Genomic DNA, 23513 nt, shown 5'->3' on the forward strand with positions numbered 1-23513 from the left:
GGAATTACCTCAGACATAGCTTGTGACTGGGGATAAAGCCGCGCTTTGGCCTGCATGCGAGAAGCGCGGCTTTTTGTCCAGAAATCTTATCGAAATATCAGACATTTTTATTATTACTAATATCTCGAAAAAAGTCAAGAGTATTTGTTAAAACTAAATATATTTTTACAAATAAAATAATTGACTATAGGTGATATATTTGAGATGTAAAAATGTAAGTTAGCAGCTTAAGCGCTACGCGAAAAACTTATGTGCTACGCACACGCTACGCGAACAAATATCAGATAGCGTTTTGTAGTCTAATATAGCGTTTTCGCAGTTATGAGGTACGCTTATAAACCTCAAAGTCCCCCTTATTAAGGGGGATTTAGGGGGATCAATTTGTACCTTGTGGGATATCGAATTGCTATAATATACACATTATTTTTTCCCGATTCCCGATTCCTCACAACTGCTGTTTAACCCGGTGGTGCGTTACGGGACGGGCTTTTCCAATACTGCTGAAGAGGCTAAAAATTAAGGCGAGCCCGTCCCTAACGCACCCTACGCAAAATTTACTGTTTAACTACGTAACAACGATGGAAAAAGCGACATTTGGTGGTGGTTGTTTCTGGGGAGTAGAAGCAGCATTTCGGAAAGTGAAGGGAGTAGTCTCAACCTCTGTTGGTTATATGGGAGGACATTTTCCTAACCCATGCTATCTAGATGTATTATCAAGAATAACCGGTCACGCAGAAGTGGCACAGGTGGAGTATGACCCGGAAAAAGTTAGTTATGAACAATTACTTGACCTATTTTGGTCTATCCATGACCCTACGACATTAAACCGCCAAGGTCCTGATCGAGGAGAACAGTATCGATCGGTGATATTTTTCCACAATCAGGAACAAGAAGTGTTGGCAAGACTGTCAAAACAAAAGCTGCAAGTTTCTGGTAAGTTTGATAAGGATATTGTTACCGAAATTAAGCCAGCTTCCGACTATTATTTAGCTGATGACTATCATCAACAATATTTTGAAAAGAAGCAGAAGTCTTTACGTTAAATATTGCAGGAGATAATAGGGAACAGGGAATCGGGAATCGGGAGTCGGGAGTCGGGAGTCGGGATTAGGAATCCCCAAGGCGATCAAATTAGTTAAGAATAGAGAGCAGGTATCAGGGAACATAAATAAGTAATTTTAGTTAGTTTTGGGTTTCAAAGATAATTTCAATTTTGTTTATTCCAAGAACATAACTTTGACTTATAAATCATGACTCCTGTCTCCTAACTCGTGGATCAAGTTGGTTATGTCAAACTAAGGTTATTTGCCTTAATTTTTATTCCCGATTCCCGATTCCCGATTCCCGATTCCCGATTCCCGATTATTCACAACTTCAGCGAAGTATCATTCGATCGGATCGCAGCGAATTTCAACTATAAATCCATCGGGGTCATAAAAATAGATACCTCTGCCGGTAGGACGAGTTACTGGACCATGATCGATGGGAATTTGATTTTGTTTTAGCACTTCTACGGCTTGATCAAATAACTGAGGATCGATATCAAAGGCGAGATGATTCACCCGAGTAAAGCCACGATGGGGGTCTGGATCTGGTGGTGATAGGTCTGGCTCGGAAAACAAATCCACCACAATGCCATCTGGGGTAACGAAGTTAGTGACTTTTCCGGCTTCGACTAGCGATCGCAAAGTACTGGGCACTTCTTCACCAGTTAGTTCATGTAAACCTAGCAATGTACCATAAAAGTGGCGCGATGCTTGGATATCCTTCACATTCAGAGCAATATGATGGACTCGACGGAGACTACCTGGAGTTAGGGTAGGTTTGATTACTTCAGGGCTAGAAACCATTTTTTTTAATAATTGTTAGTTGTGAATGGAAGTGCTAATAGTTAATTATTAATGGTTATACCGTTTTTAATTTGCTATTTAAATTTCCCCTTTTCCTGGTAACATGACCACTTTTTCTCAAATCTTAGCCCAAGAACTGTCATTAAGTGCGACTCAAATCGAGAATGCCCTGTCTTTATTTGCTGAAGGGGCAACTATTCCGTTTATAGCTCGCTACCGTAAAGAGGTGACTGGTTCTCTCGATGAAGTTCAGCTACGCACGATAGCTGAGCGCCATACTTATCTAACGGAACTTGAGCAACGGAAGTCAGTAATCCTGAATGCGATCGCATCTGCGGGTAAGCTCACCGATGAACTAAAGGCTAAGATCGAAGCTTGCCAGCAAAAGACTGAATTAGAAGACCTTTACCTGCCCTATAAACCCAAACGACGCACTCGGGCAACCATGGCCAGGGAGAAAGGACTTGAACCCTTAGCGGACTGGATTGAGTCGATGAACACTCCAGAGGTTAAATCAGTATCCTTATCTGAAGAAGCGGCTAAATACATTTCCCCAGACCATAAGCTCAATACGGTAGAGGACGTTCTTCAAGGTGCCTCTGATATTTTAGCGGAAGCTGTAGCGGAAAAAGCCGACTTACGAGCATATTTGCGGGATTATTTCATGAAATCGGGAGTATTCGTCTCTCGGATTAAAAAGGATTATCCCGAAGGTACCACTAAGTTTGAAATGTACCGGGAGTTCCAAATCCCCGTAAAATCTGTAGCGCCACATAATATGTTAGCCCTGCTCAGGGGTGAAGCGGAGGGAGTACTAAAGCTGGAACTCTCTTTTGATGAAGACTATGTGATGTCCTACCTAGAGTCTGAGGAAATCTACACCAAAGCTACCCTACTGCGAGAGTTTTACCAGACCATGCTCAAAGATGGGTTTAATCGGCTGATGAAAACCTCCCTAACTACGGAAGTACGTAGCGATCGCAAAACCTATGCTGATGCAGAGTCCATTAAAACCTTTGAAGCCAATCTCCGAGAACTGTTGTTATCTCCTCCAGCAGGAATGAAGCCAACCTTAGCCATAGACCCAGGCTTCCGCACCGGTTGTAAAGTGGCTATCCTGGATGAGACAGCTAAATACATCACATACCAACCAGTGTTTCCCCATCAAGGCAGCCAAAAGCGCGAACAAGCTGCTAAAACGATTAAGCATTTAATTGAAACCTACCAGATCGAGCTAATTGCCATTGGTAACGGTACAGCGTCTCGTGAGACAGACGAGTTTATCTCGGAAGTACTCAAAACCATGGAGCGCAAACCGATAAAAGTAATGGTGAATGAATCTGGGGCATCGATTTATTCCGCCAGTGACTTAGCACGAGAGGAGTTTCCGGATTTAGATGTCACAGTCAGGGGAGCGATTAGTATTGGCAGACGGTTACAAGACCCCTTAGCTGAGTTGGTCAAGATTGACCCTAAATCCATTGGTGTGGGACAGTACCAACACGATGTTGATCAAAAATTGCTCAAGAAGAAACTTGATGACACCGTGGAAAGTTGTGTAAACTATGTAGGAGTAGATTTAAATACTGCATCCGCTCAACTGCTAACCTTTGTATCTGGGATTAGCCCGACCATTGCTAATAATATTGTGACCTATCGCAATCAGCAAGGTGCATTCAAGAACCGTCGGGAAATCCTTAAGGTACCGAAGCTAGGGCCAAAAGCCTTCGAGCAGTCAGCAGGATTCCTAAGGATTCGCAACGGGGATAATCCGTTGGATAACACAGCTGTGCATCCAGAGAGTTATCCCGTAGTAAAAGCGATCGCATCGGATTTGCAGTTACCTCTAGCCAAGATTAACCAAGGAGCAGATCGGTTCAAATCAGTAGATTTGAACCGTTACGTCACGGATACCATCGGCTTACCAACCCTAGAGGATATTATCCAGGAATTGGAAAAGCCAGGACGAGACCCCAGGGATGAATTTAAGTACGCCACCTTCAAAGAAGGCGTAAATGAGCTCAAAGACCTAAGTCCTGGAATGGAATTAGAAGGAATTGTCACCAATGTGGTCAACTTTGGAGCCTTCGTAGATATCGGTGTGCATCAAGATGGGTTAGTGCATATCTCCCAACTAGCTGACCGGTTTGTAGAAGATCCCAAACAGATAGTGAAAGTGGGACAGGTGGTCAAGGTGCGGGTTATGGAAGTGAATGAAAAACTAAAGCGCGTTAGTTTATCCATGCGATCGCCCAGGGGAAATTAGTGATCGCGGTAGAAATATTGGGTATTTCTTGAACTTCGCTGGCATAATACAGGCAAAACCAGATAAGGCCAGAAATTATGAAATTCAGAATCTTAGGAATTACTGTACTCCTAGCCTCCTTAGGGTTAATCGCTCCTATCAATGCTGAACAGCGGGAGCAGTATCTACAACTGCTGCAAACTAAGGAATGTCGAAGCTGTGACCTGGTAAATTCTGACCTAGCCAGAGCTGATTTGAGGGAAGCAGACCTGAGATATGCTAACCTCCAGGGAGCCAATCTCAGTGGCGCTAACCTTTCTGATGCCATGCTCGAAAGTGCAGCAATGAGAGTTATTGATGGCACAGGGGCAACCTTCCGCAATGCCAACTTAGATTCAGCCTACGCTACAGGGGCCAACATGAGTCGCGCCGACTTCAGTGGTGCTAGCGTAGTGTGGGCAAATTTCATCAGTGCTGACCTGAGTGGTAGTTCCTTTAGGGGTGCCGACCTCAGTAACACCACCTTTTTCAAGGCCAACCTCAATGGTGCTGATTTGAGTGGGGCTAACCTCACTAACGCTAATTTTATTAACGCTGATTTAACTAACGCTAACCTTGATAATGCTAACCTTACTGGTGCGCAACTTCCTAGGTAAATTAGGGACTGCCAAAGTGAATTAGCATTCAGCTATCAGCATTCAGCTAAAGGCCTTTGGCCACGCTACGCGAACAGCATTCAGCTATTAGCTAATGAGCTACAGATGGGGCGTTGCCTCAGTCTTCGAATGAATCGCAGTAGAGTGGGCATCCTGCCCGCCCGACAATATTGGCATCAATCGCAGTAGAGTGGGCATCCTGCCCGCCCGACAATAAGCATGAAACTGGCAAGATGCCAGTTCCACCAAGATGCCCATTCTAAAAAACTCTTAAAATCATTCCATTATTAAGCAACGCCCAAAAGCTGATAGCTGACGGCTGTTCGCGTAGCGTGCGCGTAGCGCATTAGCTGAATGCTTACAAGGAAAACACCTTACCCCATTGATAATTGCTACGGATTCTTATTAATACAGCCTGGTTTCTTAACATACTGACAAACGCGCTGGTTAAGAATAGCTCTCGTTCCCACTGGTCCAACTTTAAACATGACCTTATCCTCGACTTGGCCTCCTGGTATGATCCTGACACCACAGATAGGACAGACTTGTGCGTTTTGTTCAGACATAGCTATTAGTGGTAAATGAACCTGATGAATTGTTTCTTACCTATATATAGCGCTGGATGCAGGCAATAGGGAATAGCTCGGTTAAGCTGTTGTGCATTTAAACTGCGTGAAATCAAATAAAACAGATAGATCCCAGTCGCCTTTTACCTTTTACCTTTTGCCTTTTGCCTTTTGCCTTTTGCCTTTTGCCTTTTGCCTTGCTAAAACGCATTTTAAATGCGTTTTAGCTTACCTATCCCCTGCGCGTTCGCTTTTTCCCAATCAAACCACTACAAAGTTTACCAATTTACCGGGTACCACAATCACCTTCTTAATCTCCTTACCCTCTAGATATCGCTGTCCTACCTCAGATTCCCGAGCATAGGTTTCCAAAGCTGCCTTATCGGAGTTAGCGGGAACTTGAATAGTGCCGCGAGTTTTGCCTTTGATTTGAATAACCAAGGTAATTTCATCAGCTACTAACGCATCAGGATCATACTCAAGCCACGGTTGATTGTGTATGGATGAGCTATGACCCAGACTATGCCAAAGTTCTTCAGCAATATGGGGAGCAAAGGGAGCGAGTAATGTAATCAAGGTTTCAATCCCTTCTTTATAGACCGGGGAGTCTTTACACTTAGCATCAGTAATGCCATTACTTAGCTTCATCAATTCAGAAACTGCTGTATTAAATTGATACTCCCCTTCTAAATCCTCAGTTACCTCTTTAATGGCGGTATGAATTGCTCGTCGTAAGTCTTTTTCCGGTTTAGTTAAATCACCATTAGACGGGCTAGATTTAGTGCTACCATTAGCAGCAAAATCCGATACTAAACGCCAGACACGATTAAGGAAACGGAATTGCCCTTCTACATCAGCATCATCCCATTCCAAATCTTTTTCTGGTGGTGCTTTAAACAAGATAAACATCCTAGCGGTATCAGTACCGTATTTAGCTACTACATCTTCTGGTGCGACACCGTTGTATTTAGACTTGGACATTTTTTCATAGAATACCGCCAACGGTTCCCCAGTCTCTGGATCTTTAGGGTCATTGGGATCGATATCTACAACAGCGAAATATTTACCGGTTTTGGTATTTTTGTAAGCCGTATTCTGCACCATCCCCTGAGTTAGAAGACGTTGGAAGGGTTCATCAATGGTCAGTAAACCGCGATCGCGTAATACCTTAGTAAAGAATCGCGAGTAGAGCAAGTGCAAAATAGCATGTTCGATGCCCCCTACATACTGATCCACTCCCATCCAATCATTGGTTTTGTTGGAATCAAACACAGCAGAGTCATTCTTGGCATCGGGATAACGTAAGAAATACCAGGAGGAATCGATAAAGGTATCCATGGTATCAGTTTCCCGTTTCGCTGGTGTACCGCAATTGGGACAAGGTACATTCACCCAACTGTCTAATTGAGCCAAGGGAGAAAGACCACGTCCGCTAAAGTCCACATCTTCTGGTAATTCTACTGGCAGGTCTTGGTCTGGCACTGGCACTGCGCCGCAGTTAGGACAATGAATCACAGGGATCGGGGCACCCCAGTAACGCTGGCGAGAGATTAACCAATCTCGGAGGCGATACTGCACTCGGGCTTTGCCCCAGCCCTGTTGTTCAGCATACTCAATAATCCCGGTCTTGGCCTTGGGGGAATCCATGCCATTGAATTGGTCAGAATTCACTACAATCCCCGGTTCCGTGTAAGCCGCTTCTAGAGGAGTGTCATTAACTGTCTCGACATCATCTGAAGTTGGGACAATCACCACTTTGATGGGTAATTGCTTTTCCTGGGCAAACTTAAAGTCTCTGGTATCATGAGCTGGTACTCCCATCACCGCACCAGTACCATACTCATACAGCACATAGTCAGCAATCAATATTGGGATTTCGTCCCCAGTGAAGGGATTAATTGCTTTACCACCAGTAGGAATCCCTCGCTTGGGCTTATCTTCTGCTGTCCGTTCCAGTTCACTTTGGTTACTGACTTCCTCAATGAAGGCTTCAACTGCAGCCTTTTGGTCAGGGGTAGTGACTTTTGCGGTCAAGGGATGTTCCGGTGCTAGCACCACATAGGTAACCCCATAAACGGTATCGGGACGAGTGGTGAATACACCAATCTTGTTAGCTAAGCCCTGATCTGAGCTGTCATCTAAGCCCACAATGGGAAATTCTAGATAAGCACCAACAGATTTACCAATCCAGTTGGCCTGCATCAGCTTCACCCGTTCTGGCCAACCGGTTAAGGTATCCAAGTCCTTGAGCAATTCTTCGGCATAATCGGTAATTTTAAGGAACCACTGACGCAACAGTTTCCGTTCCACCTTGGCACCAGAACGCCAGGAACGTCCTTCACTATCCACTTGCTCATTGGCTAGCACGGTCTGATCTACCGGGTCCCAGTTCACTGCTGCTTCTTTCTGGTAGGCCAGTCCAGCGTTGAAGAACTGTAAGAAAATCCACTGAGTCCACTTGTAATAGTCTGGGGAGCAAGTGGTTACTTCACAATCCCAGTCATAGGACAGTCCCAGGCGCTTTAATTGCGATCGCATTTGGGAAATATTTTGGTATGTCCACTTCGCCGGATGAATCCCGCGAGCGATCGCAGCATTTTCTGCGGGTAATCCAAAGGCATCCCAACCCATAGGGTGAAGTACGCGATAGCCTTGCATCCGGCTTTTTCTGGCAATCACATCAGTAATTGTATAGTTACGGACATGACCCATGTGCAGGTTACCCGATGGATAGGGGAACATGGATAGAGCATAGAATTTCGGCTTGTCAGTTTCTGTGGAGGTTTGGTACAAGCCTTGCTCTTCCCAAATTTGTTGCCATTTTTCCTCTATCTCGGTGGGGTTGTATTGTGACTGCACAAGTGATACTCCTTGGGTGTGATTACGCGCTTTAGCTTACGTCAGTGTCTTGATGCAGTCGCTCATGGGGAGGGGCTGTGTGCGGAACCTGCGTCCGCACCTTGTAAGCCCCGTGGAAACCACGCCAGTTGCTCATGGGGGGAACCCCCAAGACCGCACTGGCTCCCCAAGACCGCTTAGGTGCGCTTTCCGTAGGCGAATTAAATTCGCCACGGGTCGCACCTCTGCATCGCTTATTACTGTAGTTTAATTTTGGCACATTCGTTAGCCAATGCCTGATCTAGTATACTTCTTGCCGATGTAGGGAACAGGAAAGTCAGAAGAGGGAATAGGCAACTTTAGAATTGGTAAAAAATACTGTCTATGCCATAAGTAGTAAAAACGAAATATAGCAATCCTAAATCATTTGTAAAATCAGCAAAATCTGGACTCGTTGCTGGGCAAGGGTTATAGCGAACGATTTGGCCAATATATTTCACGAATCATTTAGGACTGCTATATACAGTACAGACATTTTGACAATTTGAACACCTGTGTCCTAAAATGATAATTGCTGCCAAGGATTAAATGGTATGGATAGTTGCTACTCAGAAGCAGTACAAATTGCCGAGACTTACTATAATAACATTGAGACTGATCGGATATATAAGATGATTTGGGGTGGAGAGCATATCCATTTTGGGATTTACCTCGAACCTGATGATTCTATATTAGAGGCTTCCCAGCGAATCGTAAACATGATGGCAACAATGTTGCAACAGATCGGAGAAAATTCTCAGGTGATCGATTTGGGAGCAGGATATGGGGGCACAGCCCGTTATCTGGCCAAAAAATATGGTTGTTTTGTTTCTTGCCTCAATTTAAGTGAACTTCAAAATCAACGGAATTTGGAAATGAACCAAGCTCAAAATTTGAATCACCGAATTGAGGTAAAGCAAGGTAACTTTGAAAATATTCCCCATGACGATCGCTCCTTTGACATCGTTTGGTCTCAGGATTCAATGGTACACAGTGGTAACCGCCGTCAGGTTCTTTCGGAAATTCGCCGTATCTTGAAACCTGGGGGAGAACTCATTTTTACAGATACTTTACGCAATCATGATTGTTCGCCAGAGAAGTTACAGCCCGCGTTTAATCGATTGCAAATCAAAGACGCTGGATCCTTTCACTTTTATAAAAAAACTTTACAAGAACTAGGTTTTGAAGAAATACAAGTTATCGATCTTTCTAGGCATGTTAGCACTCACTACATTCGATTCAGGGATGAGATTTTGAAACGTTATGAAGAGATAATTGAACAAATCTCAAAAGAAGCAATAGACAAAACACTCAAAAGTATTGAACCCTGGATTAATTTCTATCAAGAGGGTGATATGCAATGGGGGGGGTTTCATTATTGTCTTTCCAATAATTAATGCCTACTTATTGAAAAAATAAAGATGAAAATTTCAGGATAATGAAATGATTAAATAGTTATTGATATATGATTTACAACCTTGAACGTTTAAAGCAACAGCTAGATAACCATTATTTGGATATAATCATAGCGGCTACCCGCGAAAATATTCTTTATCTAACGGGTTTTAATCCGGTCATTAAAACACTGAATCCCTACTATGGGCAATGCTATGTAGTGATCACTCGTGACAACCCGGACCAGGTAAATGTTGTTCATTCTATCGGAGAAATTGACCAACTCCTTGATGCAATTCCCCCCCTGGGTAAAGTTTATTGTTATGGCCGCTTTTACCGAGAGTACCTGTCGGAAACAGCTTTAACCGATGAGGAAAAGCTGTTACAGCAGTGGTCGATTGTTGAAGATGCTTACAAGTCTCCTGTCCAGGCTCTTGAGGCTTTACTGACTGCGCTAAATGCAAAGAGTAGTCGAATAGGATATGATCAAAATGGGTTTTCAGACATTGCTTTGGCAGAGCTGAAGTCTATGTTTTCTAAAGCTCAGTTTGTTGAATCTTCTGAGATTTTACGCTTTGTCCGTCGTGTTAAAACGTCTTATGAAGTTGAGCAGTTAACTCGTTCAGCCCAGATCAATGAGCGTGCGATCGCAGAAGTTTTGGATAACCTTTATGAGAATATACCAGAAACCGAAATCTCTCGCTTATTTGAAGTTTCATTGGTTAAACAAGGGGCCTATCCATCCTTAACAATGGTAAAAATTGGTCGCCATGCAGTCGGTGGGCAACGTCGTCAACGAGAAGACATTCGGTTAGCCCCTGGAGATTTGTTATGGTTCGATTCCGATGCATGGTATCAAGGATTTTGGTCAGATATTGCCAGAGTTTACGCTTACCGTGAAGTATCCCCAGCCGCTAGTGAACGTTATCATGCCTTGGCTTTAGGAATGAAGACCGCCATCTCAGAAATATCACCCGGTATGACAGGAGGTGATGTGTTTAATTTGACAATGGCTGCTATTCATGAAGCCGGTTTTCGAGAATATCGCAGACATCATGTCGGTCATGGTATTGGATTAGAACCCTACGAACGTCCTATTCTGGCACCAAGTGAAACAGAACGTATTGAGGCTGGTATGGTCATTTCTGTAGAAACTCCATTCTACGAATTTGGGTTTGGTGCGCTTCATATTGAAGACCCAATTTTGATTGGAAACGAGGATAATCATCTGCTCACTAACTATAGTATTCAGAACTTAATTGCTCTAGGTTAATCCTAATTGTGATTAGGATAAGTGCCTGTTTTTAGATGACCTATGGTTAGTAAACTAACCCAAAATCACGAGGTTCAACAGATGGACAAGATGCATACACAGGTATTTAATAATATTTTTGAAACAATCGGTCACACACCGATCGTTTCGTTACAGCATCGACTTTTGCCAGAGGGAAAAACACTTTATCTAAAGTTAGAGCAATTCAACCCTACTTTAAGTATCAAGGATAGAACTGCGTTAGGACTCATTCAAGCTGCCTTGGAAACGGGAAAACTCAAACCGAAGGGAACTGTTGTTGAGTCAACTTCGGGTAATTTAGGCAAAGCCCTGGCAATGTTGGGTGCAGCGATGGATTTTAAGGTGATCATTGTAGTTGATCCCAAAGTAAGCACTAAAAATCTTAATTTGTACCGAGCTTATGGAGCACAAGTTGAGATGGTGACAACTCCAGATGAACATGGAGGATACCAACAGGCTCGTATTGCACGGGTTAAGGAAATCATAAAACACCATCCTAATGCTTACTGGCCTAATCAATATGATAATCCTGATAATCCCGCATTTCATTGCAATCACACAGCTCTTGAAATCAGTCATTTGGATTTTGACTTATTAGTAGGAGCGGTTAGCACAGGTGGACATCTAAGTGGTATCGCTCGATGGTTTAAAAACAATCACCCATCAGTGCAAGTATTAGCTTGTGATGTTGAAGGTTCTGCTATATTTGGCACCCCTTTTAAACCGTATTTAGTGAATGGTATCGGTTTAGGATGGTGCGCTCAAAACACTGATTTTTCAGTATTCGATTATCGATGTCAAATCAGCGATCAGGAAGCCATTTCTATGTGTCACCTGCTTGCACAAGAAACTGGCATATTACTCGGCGGTTCTGGAGGAGTGCTGGTGAGTGCTGCTCTAACCTATCTGTACCGACTTCACATCAGATCAGCTCTGGCTGTAATACCAGATACTGGTGTTAACTATTTAGATCAGATTTATGATAAAGACTGGTTAAGTGACAAAAATGTGAAATTGCTCACGTTTCCTGAGATTATGGATAAGATTCGTGAGCGCGATTTAGCATGAATAAATAATTCACGTTCTAATGTATTTTGCTCTCCTAGAGTGGCTAGGATAAATTAGTATAAAATAATCGTCATAACCTTTACTAATCAAGGGGTTAATTAATTTAAAAAAGCGAAGTTTTAATAAAAAAAATGTATTTTTATTTTATTTAATTACTTGCTATTTAAGGGGTAATCGCTAATTTAAACTACTAATTTAGTATAATCAGTCTAGGAGAGCCAATTTATTTTTGATCGTCAGAAGTAATTAATTCTCGTTCAAACTACTTTTTCGGAGTTCGGTAAGCTCCTCTTTTAAGGTGACGGCATGTTTACTCAGTAGCGTCGGAATATCCCTCCCCATACGAATAAAAGCAGCGATTCTGTTGTTAATTCATTGCCCCATCTGGCCCGTGACCATGGTTTAGCTTCCCGTAAGTGCCGCCGCGCTGTGGGGGTGAGAACATAGTTTTTCCTAGCCACAATCGAGATTATCTTCCTCTAAAATATCGATGATGGATTCCGGGACAAATTCTTGATTCCTAATTTCCCGTAACCCTTGGATGATGTCGGAAACAATCAAATAGTCCTCCATATCCCGACGAATCAAATCGCGGATGTATTCACTAGGGGTTCCATAGACATCATCATCGCTTGCCCGCATATCAACATAGCGGCGCAGTTTATCGGTTAGCTCGATATTCAGACTGCTGCTCATTGGGATCGTTTGTAAGCGAAGAAACCTTTTATCACTCTAGCACCAATGGCATTAAACAAGAATATTTGCCATATTAACCCAAGAGAAACAACATTACAGCGTAGCTGATAGCTGATAGCTGATAGCTGATAGCTGATAGCTGATAGCTGATAGCTGATAGCTGACGACTATATTTTTTTAGCAATCTGAATAACAGAGAGATAGGAAGTTTCGAGACTATTGCCCAATTCTAGGTCTAGTATTTCTTTAATCCCTTGAAACAAAGACTCTCGCTGCTCAGGGTTTAAAGCTATATAAGGTGACAAAGTACTCAAAAGCGCTATATAATTATCAATACTATAGGTAACGTCACACACCAACTGTTCCGATACTAAGTCTTGGAATTTCCCGGAATTAATAACAGTTTCTGCAATTTTGCTGAGGTTCCGTTGATGAGTTTCTATCTCTTCACAGGGTTTCAGAGAGGGAGCGTGAGTTTGATAGACCTGATTCAACAGTTGGCAAACCTCATGGTTGGGTTGAGGAGGCGTATTCCATAGCAAAATCAGAAATCCATTGTCTTTTAGAGCATCAGCTGCTTTTTGATACCGGATTTCTTGTGAAACCCAATGAAAAGAAGTCGCTGCTAACACAGCATGGAATTTCCCAGTTTCTAGCTCCCACTCTTCAAAGGTACTATTGATAAGTTCTACAGCTGGATATTGGCTACAGTTATGTCGCGCTAGCTGGCAAGATTCCTGGCTCGGTTCAATAGCAACTATAGAGAAGCCCAAGTCAGCAAATGCTGTCGTAGCAGTGCCCGGACCGCATCCCACTTCAAGAATGATCCCATCGGCAGGAAGTTGGGCTAACTCCACGGCACGGTTAATCAGTTGCTGAGGATAGCGTGGTCTGGCCTGGTCGTAGGCTTCTGCAACCGAAGAATACCAAATTTTTTTCTCTTCCAAGTCTTTAGAGTAGATAGCTTGGATTAGTTCTTTAATGTCTTTCATCGTAAGCATTCAGCTATCAGCTATCAGCCGTGAGCTAAAGCTCACGCTAAGCGAACAGCTTAACATAAACCTCAAAAGGTAGAATTTAATAGTTCGAGATTAATCAGAATTGAAAGTCTAGGGAAAAGCCCAAGGCCATTCCCGTAGCGTGGCCAAAGGCCAAGGCTGACAGCTGAATGCTGACAGCTGAATGCTGACAGCTGAATGCTGACAGCTGAATGCTTACATTTAACATCACCGTAGTCCAACTAACTTTTCGCTCAATTCCCACAAGCGCTTAGCTTTAGAATCATCCATGGCTTCATTCGAAACTTCTTGAACAAAGGACTTACGACCTTCTTTTTGTCGATTACCCCAGCTCCAGTAAACACCGGATTTATTATAGTTAGGATCAGCAACTACTGTTGCTAGTCTATCGCCTGCTAATTCCTGGGAGACATAGCCTTTAGTAATGTTTTTCTGGAACAATGGGAATAGTTTTTGGAACAGGGAATAGTGGTTACGGAATAGAGCGGTTTCAGCAACACATCCTGGATAAAGGGAGCTGAAAACTATTCCGGTAGAGTCATGATAGCGGTGGTGCAGCTCTCGCATGGTCAGCATGTTACAGAGTTTGCTGTCCTTGTAAGCTTTTCCAGATTTAAAGGCTTTGCCATTAATCATTGAGATGGGGGGTTTGAATCCTTCTTCAAAACCCTTGAGGTCTCCCAGGTCTGGAGGTGCTGGAATTGGAATCTTTCCTCCCAATTCCTTGGGATTAGCAGTAACAGTTCCCACAATCACTAGCCTTGGCTGGGAAGAGGATGAATTCTTCAAATCCTCTAGCATCAGATTACATAGGAGGAAATGACCGAGATGATTAGTAGCAACACTCAATTCATATCCCTCGGGATTTCGCAACGGTTCCTTTGATAACGGCAGATAGATGGCGGCATTGCACACCAAGGCATCAAGGGTTCTGCCGGTTGCTCTGAAAGCATTCACAAACTGCCGGACACTGGCAAAGCTAGCTAAGTCAATATATAGCGCTGTATAGCTATCTTTTGGTATTCCCACCTCTTGGGCAGCTTTTTCAGCTTTATCGAGATTCCGACAAGCCATTACCACATGCCATCCCCAGGTTGTGGCAAGAGCTCTGGCGGCTTCCAAACCAACTCCCGAGGAGGCCCCTGTAATGATCACCGTTGATTTATGATCGTTTTCCATTTTCTTTAAAATTGATCGATTGATCGTAACTTTATTAGGTTCTCATCTTAAGTTACGATCAAAGATACTATCTTCCGGTTGAAGGTTACAGGTTGAAGGTTGAAGGTTAGGGGTTGAAGGTTACAGGTTACAGGTTACAGGTTACAGGTTACAGGTTACAGGTTACAGGTTACAGGTTGAAGGTTACAGGTTACAGGTTACAGGTTACAGGTTACAGGTTACAGGTTACAGGTTACAGGTTACAGGTTGAAGGTTACAGGTTACAGGTTACAGCCGGTTAACTTTAAACCGGTTAACCTACCCTAGACCGAACGCCAAAGGCGAACAACCTTGGCCTTTGGCCACGCTACGCGAACAACCTTCAACCGATTAAGGTTAAACCGATTAACCTTCAACCAGTTAACCTTCAACCTTCAACCAGTTAACCTTCAACCTTCAACCAGTTAACCTTCAACCTTCAACCGCCTTCAACCTTCAACCGCCTTCAACCTTCAACGGTGAAAAACCTTCAAGCTGTTGCAACTTGACCACATTACCAATGACTGCGATCGCAGGAGCAGAAAACTGTGTTTCCTCAATCTGAGCCACAATGGTCTCTAAGGTTCCAACCAACTGTTCGGAGTCAGGTCGTGTGCCCCAGCGAATCAGCACTACTGGTGTTTGGGGATTCAATCCTGCTTCACAAAATTCGGTGACAATCCGAGGCAGATTATGAACTCCCATATAAATCACAATAGTTTCTGAGCCATTTGCGATCGCATTCCAATTCACCTGAGGTCGATACTTGCCCACTGACTCATGACCTGTGACAAAGGTGACGGAAGAACTATAATCCCGATGGGTCAATGGAATTCCCAGATAGGCTGGTGCTGCAATTCCTGAAGTTATCCCTGGTACCACCTCCACTGGCACCCCTGCCGCGATCAAATCCCCCATTTCCTCACCACCACGACCAAACACAAAGGGGTCTCCCCCTTTCAGCCGTACCACCACGGCATGAGAGTGGGCCTTTTCAATCAACAGCTGAGTTGTCTGTTGCTGCAACATGGAATGACGACCCCTGCGCTTTCCGGCATTAATCTGTTCCGCCTGGGGATTAATCATCTTCAACACTTGCGGACTGACTAGGGCATCATAAACTACCACATCTGCAAATTCTAATAACCCCTTTCCTTCAAGGTCATTAATCCGGGATCTCCAGGACCTGCCCCAACCAAATACACCTTACCCAAACATTGATTGCTCACTACCTTCGCATCCTTGATGTCTTCGTGGTTCATTGCTGCCTAATCCCATCCATAATCAAATCCACTAATGCCTCACTCACACCAATTGGTTTTCCGAGATTCAACTGCACTTGAGGGAACTTCTGCTGTATCTCCAGTAACATTTGTGCGATCGCATCGGTAATTCTTCCCTCAAAAAAGAAATATGCCAAAATGGCAATCCTTTTTGCTCCAGAGTTTGCTATTATAGAGACCTGCTCCCAAAGGGACGGCTGTACTGACCAGTCGGCCGCCACAGCCCCCAACTGGTTAGCTACAGCCCCCGTTTCTTCTTGAACCCCAGGGCGGCTCGTTCCATGGGACAACAAAATCTTGGCATCGCCATCTAGCTTTGCCCATTGATTTCTCAACAGCCTCACCAAAGCTGGATTAGCTCCCAAGTGAGGCAGTAGATGAATCACCATTTCACTACCTAATTTCTGTTGCGCTAGAGATACTTGCCAAGGAATATCCTCCATGACATGTACTCCCCGCAATAGAAATAGGGGCAATAGTTTCAATTCCTGACAGCCAGCACCTTTAGCCAGCTGAGCAAATCGGACAATTTGCTGATGTAGGGGTAAATCAGCTAGTTCTAAAGTTGCTGTACCTACCAAAGGTGCGCTCTTACTTGGCGAATTAAATTCGCCACGGGTCGCACCTAAAGGTTGACTGGAAAGACCGTTAGCTGTTAACAGATCACCGTCACCACTGCTGCCCTGTGGTGAGATTGTCGGTAAGATTGTCGGTGAGATGGTCTGTCTAGCCTTAGCTTGCTCAGAGGCTAGTCGAATTCGCAGCAACTGAGCCAATTGTGCCATAGCCCGCTGGGGACGCAGGTCATGACTGCCGTGGGAGATTAACAGATAAGCAGATGAGGGTGACAAGAGTATAGTGAACTACCTTGATCGAATGTGTTAAATAATACTATCTTCCCTAGAGAGAGAATTTTGTATAAACTATTTCTAAAGAATGTTGCATTGCGCTAATTTCCTTGCTACTGCACCAGCATGAAGCCACCAGTCAAATCCCCCAACCCAGCGCCGTGATGGCAAATGTCCTACTTGGGCTTGGAGTTGGAACTCGAAGTCTTGATCTCGAAGATGGGAGTTGTGAACGGGCCAGCTGATGCAATCGCAAAAACTATAGTAATCCTCTCCTACTGCTTCATAGATCCGGCTTTGAACACTAAAACCAAAGCGTCCACCACTATAGTTGATCCAAAGTTGGTCAATTTTAAGCAATTGGTCACAGGGCAAATTAGCAATATCTTGCTTATTGAGATAATAGCCTGGGGTTTTGTTAACCAACTGACATAGCATATCCCAGGTTTCTTGGTCTGCATCTTGCCATTTTTTTCGAGCTAGTAAATCCTGTAATCGAGTGTAGTCTAGGTCTACTGCTGAGATTAACCGTTGACTAGCACAGGCATGAATCACTGGCTGGATAGCTGGTGAGGTCGAGTTGAGCGCTTGCAATACTTGATCCGCAGATTGGTAGCGCTTTTTAACCGTATTGTGGACTAACTTATCCAGGATGTTACCCAAATGTTTACTGACCGATTTCCCTGATGGCAAGAAATCACGCCATACCCAGCAGTTATTGAGAGAATCATGCATATCCAAAGGTGGTACCCCTGTCAGCAAGTGAAGGCAAGTGACACCTAAGCTATACAGATCACTGGCAGGAAAGGCTTTCCCCCTAATTTGTTCTGGTGCCATGTATTCTGGGGTACCGATAACCGTACCTGTTTGTCCATTAGCTGTGTCAGTGATGAATTTGGCAATACCAAAATCAATCAGTACCAGCTCCTTTGATTCTGTTAGAGGAAGGCGTTGGGTTTTGTTCGAGGATAATCGGCGCGGATTTCTCTGGGATTGAATAATCAGATTTTGGCTCAGGGGTACAGTGGGAGAACTATAGCTAATTCCTGGACTTTGGGCAACGTTCGCCTTTGTAGAGCTGTCGCGGCGAATAATGTTCTCTGGCTTGATATCCCGATGAATCACCTGATGCTGATGAATATATTGCAGCACAGGTAAGATATCTTGTAATAATGCCCAAATTTGCTTCTCGTTGTATATCTGTTGTTGCTGCAACTCTTTGCTTAGGGTTTGTCCAGCAATCCACTCTTGGATCAAATAAAGCTGTTCATTCTGTTCAAAATGTGCCAACAAGCTAGGAATTTGGGGATGTTTGCCTAATTCATCCAATCGCACCGCTTCTTGGTGAAACAGTTCAATGGCTTTTTGGGAAACCCCTCTGTGTTGACTCTCCAGATAAAATTGTTTAATAACACAGTGAGGTTGAGAAGGGATATCTTCATCTACTGCCAAAAACGTTCTACCAAATCCACCGCGACCAATGGGATAAAGGGGTCTATATCGGTCTTTCAACCTTAATTTATATCCACAATTACTGCAAAATTTAGCTGAGTCTGGATTTTGAGGAGAGATGCATCCAGGAATTACACAATAGGTCATTAGTAATTAGTTTTTGTTAATTACACTATTTAATTATTTTTTAAGCTTTACTTGTTAAGTTTGAGCAGTTTTTAGTATTAAGTACACTTTAACTCATTATCCAGTAGCTTGTCATGTCTAGGTATAAACTAACGAGCTTACCGGCTCCGATAGCTTTGCCCAATTGTTGAGGGAACTGCTTTCACGCATTTAACTTGTCACAGCTTATTGCCTGGGCGCACCACTATATAGCCATCCTATCTGATTCGTGAAAGAAATGGGCTGCTTTAAGGCAGAAGGCAGAAGGCAGAAGGGACCGGATTTGGAACTATTTTTTAAGAAGTCCAGTGATTTTACAAATGATTTAGGATTGCTATAGTTTTAGTTTACTGTCAGCTAAATGCTGACTGCTGATAACTGAATGCTGACTATAATTATTTCTAACTTTCAAGTTCTAGTTCACATTGACTGAATACATAATTAATTGCTGAATACACTCGCTCTAAATCAGAAATTGTATAATTGTTAATTTCTCTAGTATAGAGATTTTCTTTGAGTTTACCAAACTGCCAAACTTGACCATTGGAAACAATTCCAAATATAGTTTGCTCAGATTGGTCATTAAGCTTTTGAATTGCGACCATTTCTGCTAAACATTGACCCCACCCCTTAATAAAATCATCCTTTTTAGCTTCTACAGCTACAAAATAGGGATTTTCAAAGATTTGTTTGCCAAGGGGAGACCGCTTTGCTAAAATATAATCGGGTATTCCAGTCAGCTGTTGATCATAGGTTATTGGTTTATGACTCCATAAGGTAAATTTATCTCGATACTGTCTATACACTTCCTTCAAGAGCGGAAAAATAATCGTTTCACAAATAGCATACTCTGACTCTTCAACGGTAAATTCTCGAAGACAAAACTCTAAATCTTCTTTAAACGCTTCTCTGATTACAGTGTCAGTTTCCAGGATATAATTGGCTTCAGTAGCAGTAATTGTAAATTCTTTAAGGACTTCGCCAATCGTTTTATAAGAATCGAAGGACATGAGGGAATTGGGAATTGGGAATCGGGAATCGGGAATCGGGAATCGGGAATCGGGTTACTCCCCATCACCCGATCGCCCCATTACCCCATACTTATCATATCTACCACACTTACCACGCCTCCCTCGCTCAGTACACTTCCCCCGCCACTTCTGCAAGAGGTCTAGTTTTAGCAAGTGCTGCCAAAAACTCAGTCAGTTGTGCTGGAATTTGATCGTGGACAATTTGGCGGTATTCAAGGAAATGCTCCAGATAGGCATGATCGCTAAGATACCGTTTCCATACCTGAGGATTGTGCCTGAGGATAGAAAAAAGTTGACCCCAGAATTGGAAGCGGGTTTGGCGCTTGATGCCATTGCGCCAGATAATAATTAGCAGTGCCCAGAAATAGATCAATTTTGGCATTACCAACTTAGGGTGATGGGGTTTCGGCTTCATGTTTAAGTAGTGCCGATAAAGTCTTCCTAAATAGGATTCTGGTTTATATAATTCCCAGAAACAACTGACATATTCCTGAGCCAGTTGTTCTATCGGGCGAGTGGGGATAAAATTGGTCAGGGTTGTCTGATTGATATTTTCTTCATTACCTTCTAGTAAACGCCCCTCTTGTTTGAGCCGATCCCAAAGGGCGGTATTGGGCAAGGCTTGTAACATACTAAAAACTGTATGGGGAATGGCGGTTGCTTCCACAAAATCGATAATGCGATCGCCTGCTCCTGGTTTTTCCCCATCCAAGCCAATAATAAAGCCAGCCATCACTCGCAAACCTGCCCGATTAATTTTCTCAACCGCATCTGCTAAGGGTTGACGAGTGTTTTGGTGTTTTTTGGTCAGGGTCAAGCTATCGGTATTTGGTGTTTCAATTCCCACAAAGACTGAACTAAAATTGGCAGCAATCATCAACTCCAAAAGTTCATCGTCTTCGGCCAGATTCAAAGAAGCTTCTGTGGACAAAGGAAAGGGGTAACCATGCTCTGCCATCCAGGGAGCTAGTTCCTGCAACAGAAGCTTAACATGGCGTTTATTGCCAATAAAATTATCATCAACTATAAATACAGGAAGCCGCCAACCCAGATTATAGAGGGTTTCCAATTCAGCCAAGACTTGAGCCGGGGTTTTGGTGCGTGGTTTACGGCCATATCGCACAGAGATGTCACAAAACTCGCACTCGAAAGGACAACCACGGGAAAACTGTACCGACATCTCGCTATAAGCATCCAATTCCATTGACACTCCCCGCCCTGGAAGGACGGGGATTCTTGCTTCAACGGGGTGACTTGTTATCCCTTGCCGGAGCCAGGAAAAATAGAGGTCTCCTCTCCACAAGCGTATTTGGTCTATGACCTAGGTTTCGGTGTGCCCCACCGTACCTAAAATAGTTAACAAATTTAAGTTAACAAATTTAGATAACAAATTTAGATGAACATTTTTTTGATCTTAGACTTTCATAGACGTCCAAATCGTTAGACTTGATTGTGCAACATGATTATCTCAAAACAGGTTTTTTACACTGTCTACTTATTCAAGATCATGTTTATCTAGAACATTAATTGTTTTTTTGTTATGTTTTTATCTTAACACGGTGCGATAAAACTGTCAATACATAGATGCTCCAAAGGAGCCTTCAGTTGCGAACAAAAAAAAGCCGTCCTGTAAGGACGGGGCGCGATTACCCAAATTTTTTGGTAAATCGTAGCGGGGAATTGGTGTCTTGGTTACATCTGCCCTTTCGCCATTAGCACGGAATACTCCCGAGCTTTCTCCCAGAGCCAGTGCCTCAACAAATCTCGGTAGGGTAATCTCACCTTCATCTAAAATCAGAAAGTCTACTCCTGCTTCTTGAGCTTCCTCTGCTATAGACGTGACATAAGGACCACCAACGGCTACCAATTTGCCCCGCCGTTTCCCCTCTCCAATCAGGTGGAGCATATCAGGTTTCTGGACGATCATACCGGAAACGATCACCACATCTGCCCATTCCCAGTCAGCGTCAGTTTCTAAACGAACATTACGGTCTACTAAGCGGAATTCCCAGGTTTGAGGAAGAATAGCTGCTACAGTAATCAGACCCATAGGGGGTTGGGCGACTTTGCAGCCGATCAGTTCTATGGCTTTATCAAAAGACCAATAGGATTTCGTGAACAGAGGAGACAGGAGTAAAACTCTCACGTTTGATGTTGAAATCAAGAATAGTACAATACTACAGCAGTTCTCAATTGAGGGAATCGGGAATCGGGAATCGGGAATCGGGAGTCGGGAGTCGGGAATCGGGAATCGGGAATCGGGAATCGGGAATCGGGAGTCGGGAATCGGGAATCGGGAGTCGGGAATCGGGAATCGGGAAAAAATCTTGTTTACCTCATTACTATCAGAACCGCTATACATTCTTGTCTTCAACCTCGAACCTTCAACCTCGAACCTTCAACCTCGAACCTTCAACCTTAAACCTTCAACCTTAAACCTTCAACCTCGAACCTTCAATCTTAAACCTTAAACCTTCAACCTCGAACCTTAAACCTTCAACCTTGAACCTTCAATCTTCAACCTTCAACCTTCAACTTTAAACCTTCAACCGACGAAAGTCCTAGTTATATTAAAACCCGACTAACCATGCGTTTACTATGCCTGAGCAATGGTCATGGAGAGGATGTGATTGCTGTCCAAATTCTACAGGAATTGCAACATTATTCTACTTGTCCAGAACTAGCCGCCTTACCCTTAGTTGGGGAAGGAAAGGCTTATCTCCCATTAGATATCCCCATTATCGGCTCCGTTGAGCAGATGCCATCGGGTGGATTTATCTATATGTCCCAACAGCAAGTGTGGCGTGATGTGCAGGGAGGCTTAGTGCAATTGATTTGGTCTCAATTAAAAGCAATTCGCCGTTGGGCTAAATCAGGGGACTTTATCCTAGCAGTAGGAGATATCGTACCACTGTTGTTTGCCTGGTGGAGTGGTTTACCCTATGGCTTTGTTGGTACTGCCAAATCGGAATACTATTTGCGGGATGAATCGGGATGGTTACCCAATCGACCCCGTTGGGAAGGGTGGTCAGGTTCGGTTTATTTGCCTTGGGAGCGTTGGCTGATGTCTAATCGCCGTTGTTTAGGGGTTTTTCCTAGAGATACCCTGACTACACAGATCTTAAAGCAGTGGTCTATCCCAGCTTTTGATCTGGGTAATCCGATGATGGATGGGATTTATCCAGACTATCCAGCACCAATGGTTTATGACAAAGATGCAGAATTAAACGAAACTAAGCGTACCCTAACTATTACGTTACTACCCGGTTCCAGAATACCGGAGGCTGATCACAATTGGCATCAAATCATCTTGGCAGCATCAGGGTTACTGGATACTTTTGCTTCGCGATCGCTTTTATTTCTCGCTGCCATTGCTCCAGGATTAAGCCAAGATCCTTTACGGGAGGTTTTAGTCGCTCATAGTTGGACTGAGGTCACCTTGCCATCCGATCCATTCAATCTCCAGCTCAAAGACAAACAGGCTTTGGCTTTTACCAAGCAAAATGGCACACTGATTTTAACCCAGAACGACTATAACCTCTGCCTGCTCCAAGGGGATTTCTGTATCGCCATGGCAGGCACAGCCACAGAGCAATTTGTCGGGTTAGGAAAACCAGCCATTGCCATGCCAGGAGTTGGTCCCCAATATACCCCTGCTTTTGCCGAAGCCCAAACTCGCTTGTTAGGTCCATCGTTAGTAATAGCACAGCAACCAGAATTGGTAGCAAGTATAGCGAAAGAGTTATTCCATAACCCCGACAAGTTACAGCTAATAGCAGAAAATGGTCAGCGACGCCTTGGTCAACCAGGGGCAGCAGCTAGGATTGCTAAGTGTTTGATGGAAAAGATGAATTATGAATTATGAATTATG

General features: G+C 43.6%; 16 protein-coding genes and 3 pseudogenes. 7 read left to right on the plus strand and 12 right to left on the minus strand.

What is annotated here, in order from left to right; translation table 11 throughout:
• Positions 1-578 precede the first annotated feature (578 nt).
• Positions 579-1043, plus strand: a complete 465-nt coding sequence (gene msrA / locus LYNGBM3L_RS24970) for a peptide-methionine (S)-S-oxide reductase MsrA (protein ID WP_008188103.1) — start codon at positions 579-581, stop codon at positions 1041-1043.
• Here the strand turns inward: msrA and LYNGBM3L_RS48950 are convergent.
• Together LYNGBM3L_RS48950 and LYNGBM3L_RS24975 are read right to left on the minus strand one after the other, a co-directional pair.
• Complete coding sequence (locus LYNGBM3L_RS48950) at positions 1035-1166, minus strand: hypothetical protein (RefSeq protein ID WP_267872089.1); 132 nt, start codon at positions 1164-1166, stop codon at positions 1035-1037. The two genes, msrA and LYNGBM3L_RS48950, sit on opposite strands and share 9 nt — an antisense overlap.
• A gap of 219 nt (positions 1167-1385) precedes the next feature.
• Positions 1386-1850, minus strand: coding sequence for a VOC family protein (locus LYNGBM3L_RS24975; protein WP_008188104.1), 465 nt, complete (start codon positions 1848-1850; stop codon positions 1386-1388).
• 103 nt (positions 1851-1953) lie between these two features.
• Between LYNGBM3L_RS24975 and LYNGBM3L_RS24980 the strand changes: the two genes are divergently transcribed.
• Positions 1954-4116, plus strand: coding sequence for a Tex family protein (locus LYNGBM3L_RS24980; RefSeq protein WP_008188105.1), 2163 nt, complete (start codon positions 1954-1956; stop codon positions 4114-4116).
• A 77-nt stretch (positions 4117-4193) separates the two neighbouring features.
• Positions 4194-4751, plus strand: coding sequence for a pentapeptide repeat-containing protein (locus LYNGBM3L_RS24985; RefSeq protein ID WP_008188106.1), 558 nt, complete (start codon positions 4194-4196; stop codon positions 4749-4751).
• Positions 4752-5578: 827 nt separating this feature from the next.
• On the opposite strand, the gene leuS is transcribed toward LYNGBM3L_RS24985, so the two are convergent.
• Positions 5579-8176 carry a leucine--tRNA ligase gene (gene leuS / locus LYNGBM3L_RS24990; RefSeq protein WP_008188108.1) on the minus strand — a complete coding sequence of 866 codons (2598 nt, stop codon included), beginning with the start codon at positions 8174-8176 and terminating at the stop codon, positions 5579-5581.
• Positions 8177-8748: 572 nt separating this feature from the next.
• Between leuS and LYNGBM3L_RS24995 the strand changes: the two genes are divergently transcribed.
• The 3 genes from LYNGBM3L_RS24995 (at position 8749) to LYNGBM3L_RS25005 (ending at position 11951) form a co-directional block, all read left to right on the plus strand.
• A complete protein-coding gene (locus LYNGBM3L_RS24995; protein WP_008188109.1) occupies positions 8749-9591 on the plus strand; it encodes a methyltransferase domain-containing protein in 843 nt (280 codons plus the stop codon).
• A gap of 68 nt (positions 9592-9659) precedes the next feature.
• The gene (locus LYNGBM3L_RS25000) at positions 9660-10862 is read left to right on the plus strand and encodes a M24 family metallopeptidase (protein WP_008188110.1); all 1203 of its coding nucleotides are present in this window, start codon (positions 9660-9662) and stop codon (positions 10860-10862) included.
• 81 nt (positions 10863-10943) lie between these two features.
• Complete coding sequence (locus LYNGBM3L_RS25005; RefSeq protein ID WP_202799253.1) at positions 10944-11951, plus strand: cysteine synthase family protein; 1008 nt, start codon at positions 10944-10946, stop codon at positions 11949-11951.
• 453 nt (positions 11952-12404) lie between these two features.
• Here the strand turns inward: LYNGBM3L_RS25005 and LYNGBM3L_RS25010 are convergent, their stop codons facing one another.
• From LYNGBM3L_RS25010 to LYNGBM3L_RS25050, 9 genes and pseudogenes are all read right to left on the minus strand, one after another.
• On the minus strand, positions 12405-12647 hold the full coding sequence (locus LYNGBM3L_RS25010) for a ribbon-helix-helix domain-containing protein (RefSeq protein ID WP_008188112.1): 243 nt from the start codon (positions 12645-12647) through the stop codon (positions 12405-12407).
• A gap of 167 nt (positions 12648-12814) precedes the next feature.
• Positions 12815-13639, minus strand: a complete 825-nt coding sequence (locus LYNGBM3L_RS25015; protein ID WP_008188113.1) for a class I SAM-dependent methyltransferase — start codon at positions 13637-13639, stop codon at positions 12815-12817.
• A gap of 234 nt (positions 13640-13873) precedes the next feature.
• Positions 13874-14845 (minus strand): protochlorophyllide reductase, encoded by a 972-nt coding sequence (locus LYNGBM3L_RS25020; RefSeq protein ID WP_008188115.1) that lies wholly within the window; start codon positions 14843-14845, stop codon positions 13874-13876.
• Positions 14846-15319: 474 nt separating this feature from the next.
• Positions 15320-16125 (minus strand): annotated as a pseudogene (cobA, locus tag LYNGBM3L_RS25025) (uroporphyrinogen-III C-methyltransferase).
• Positions 16122-16997, minus strand: a complete 876-nt coding sequence (locus LYNGBM3L_RS25030) for a sirohydrochlorin chelatase (protein ID WP_229414686.1) — start codon at positions 16995-16997, stop codon at positions 16122-16124. The pseudogene cobA and the gene LYNGBM3L_RS25030 overlap by 4 nt, the downstream one beginning before the upstream one ends.
• Positions 16998-17075: 78 nt before the next feature.
• Positions 17076-18593 (minus strand): serine/threonine-protein kinase, encoded by a 1518-nt coding sequence (locus LYNGBM3L_RS25035; protein ID WP_008188119.1) that lies wholly within the window; start codon positions 18591-18593, stop codon positions 17076-17078.
• A gap of 419 nt (positions 18594-19012) precedes the next feature.
• A complete protein-coding gene (locus LYNGBM3L_RS25040; protein ID WP_008188120.1) occupies positions 19013-19621 on the minus strand; it encodes a hypothetical protein in 609 nt (202 codons plus the stop codon).
• Positions 19622-19748: 127 nt separating this feature from the next.
• Positions 19749-20846, minus strand: a pseudogene (locus LYNGBM3L_RS25045) (B12-binding domain-containing radical SAM protein); the annotation flags it as partial.
• Between the two features lie 459 nt (positions 20847-21305).
• Positions 21306-21788 (minus strand): annotated as a pseudogene (locus tag LYNGBM3L_RS25050) (B12-binding domain-containing radical SAM protein); the annotation flags it as partial.
• A gap of 441 nt (positions 21789-22229) precedes the next feature.
• On the opposite strand from LYNGBM3L_RS25050, the gene LYNGBM3L_RS25055 reads away from it, so the two are divergent.
• Positions 22230-23507: a lipid-A-disaccharide synthase-related protein gene (locus tag LYNGBM3L_RS25055; RefSeq protein ID WP_008188123.1), complete on the plus strand. Its 1278-nt coding sequence runs from the start codon at positions 22230-22232 to the stop codon at positions 23505-23507.
• The last annotated feature ends 6 nt before the right edge of the window (positions 23508-23513 follow it).

Source organism: Moorena producens 3L (genome assembly GCF_000211815.1).
GTDB classification, from domain to species: domain Bacteria; phylum Cyanobacteriota; class Cyanobacteriia; order Cyanobacteriales; family Coleofasciculaceae; genus Moorena; species Moorena producens.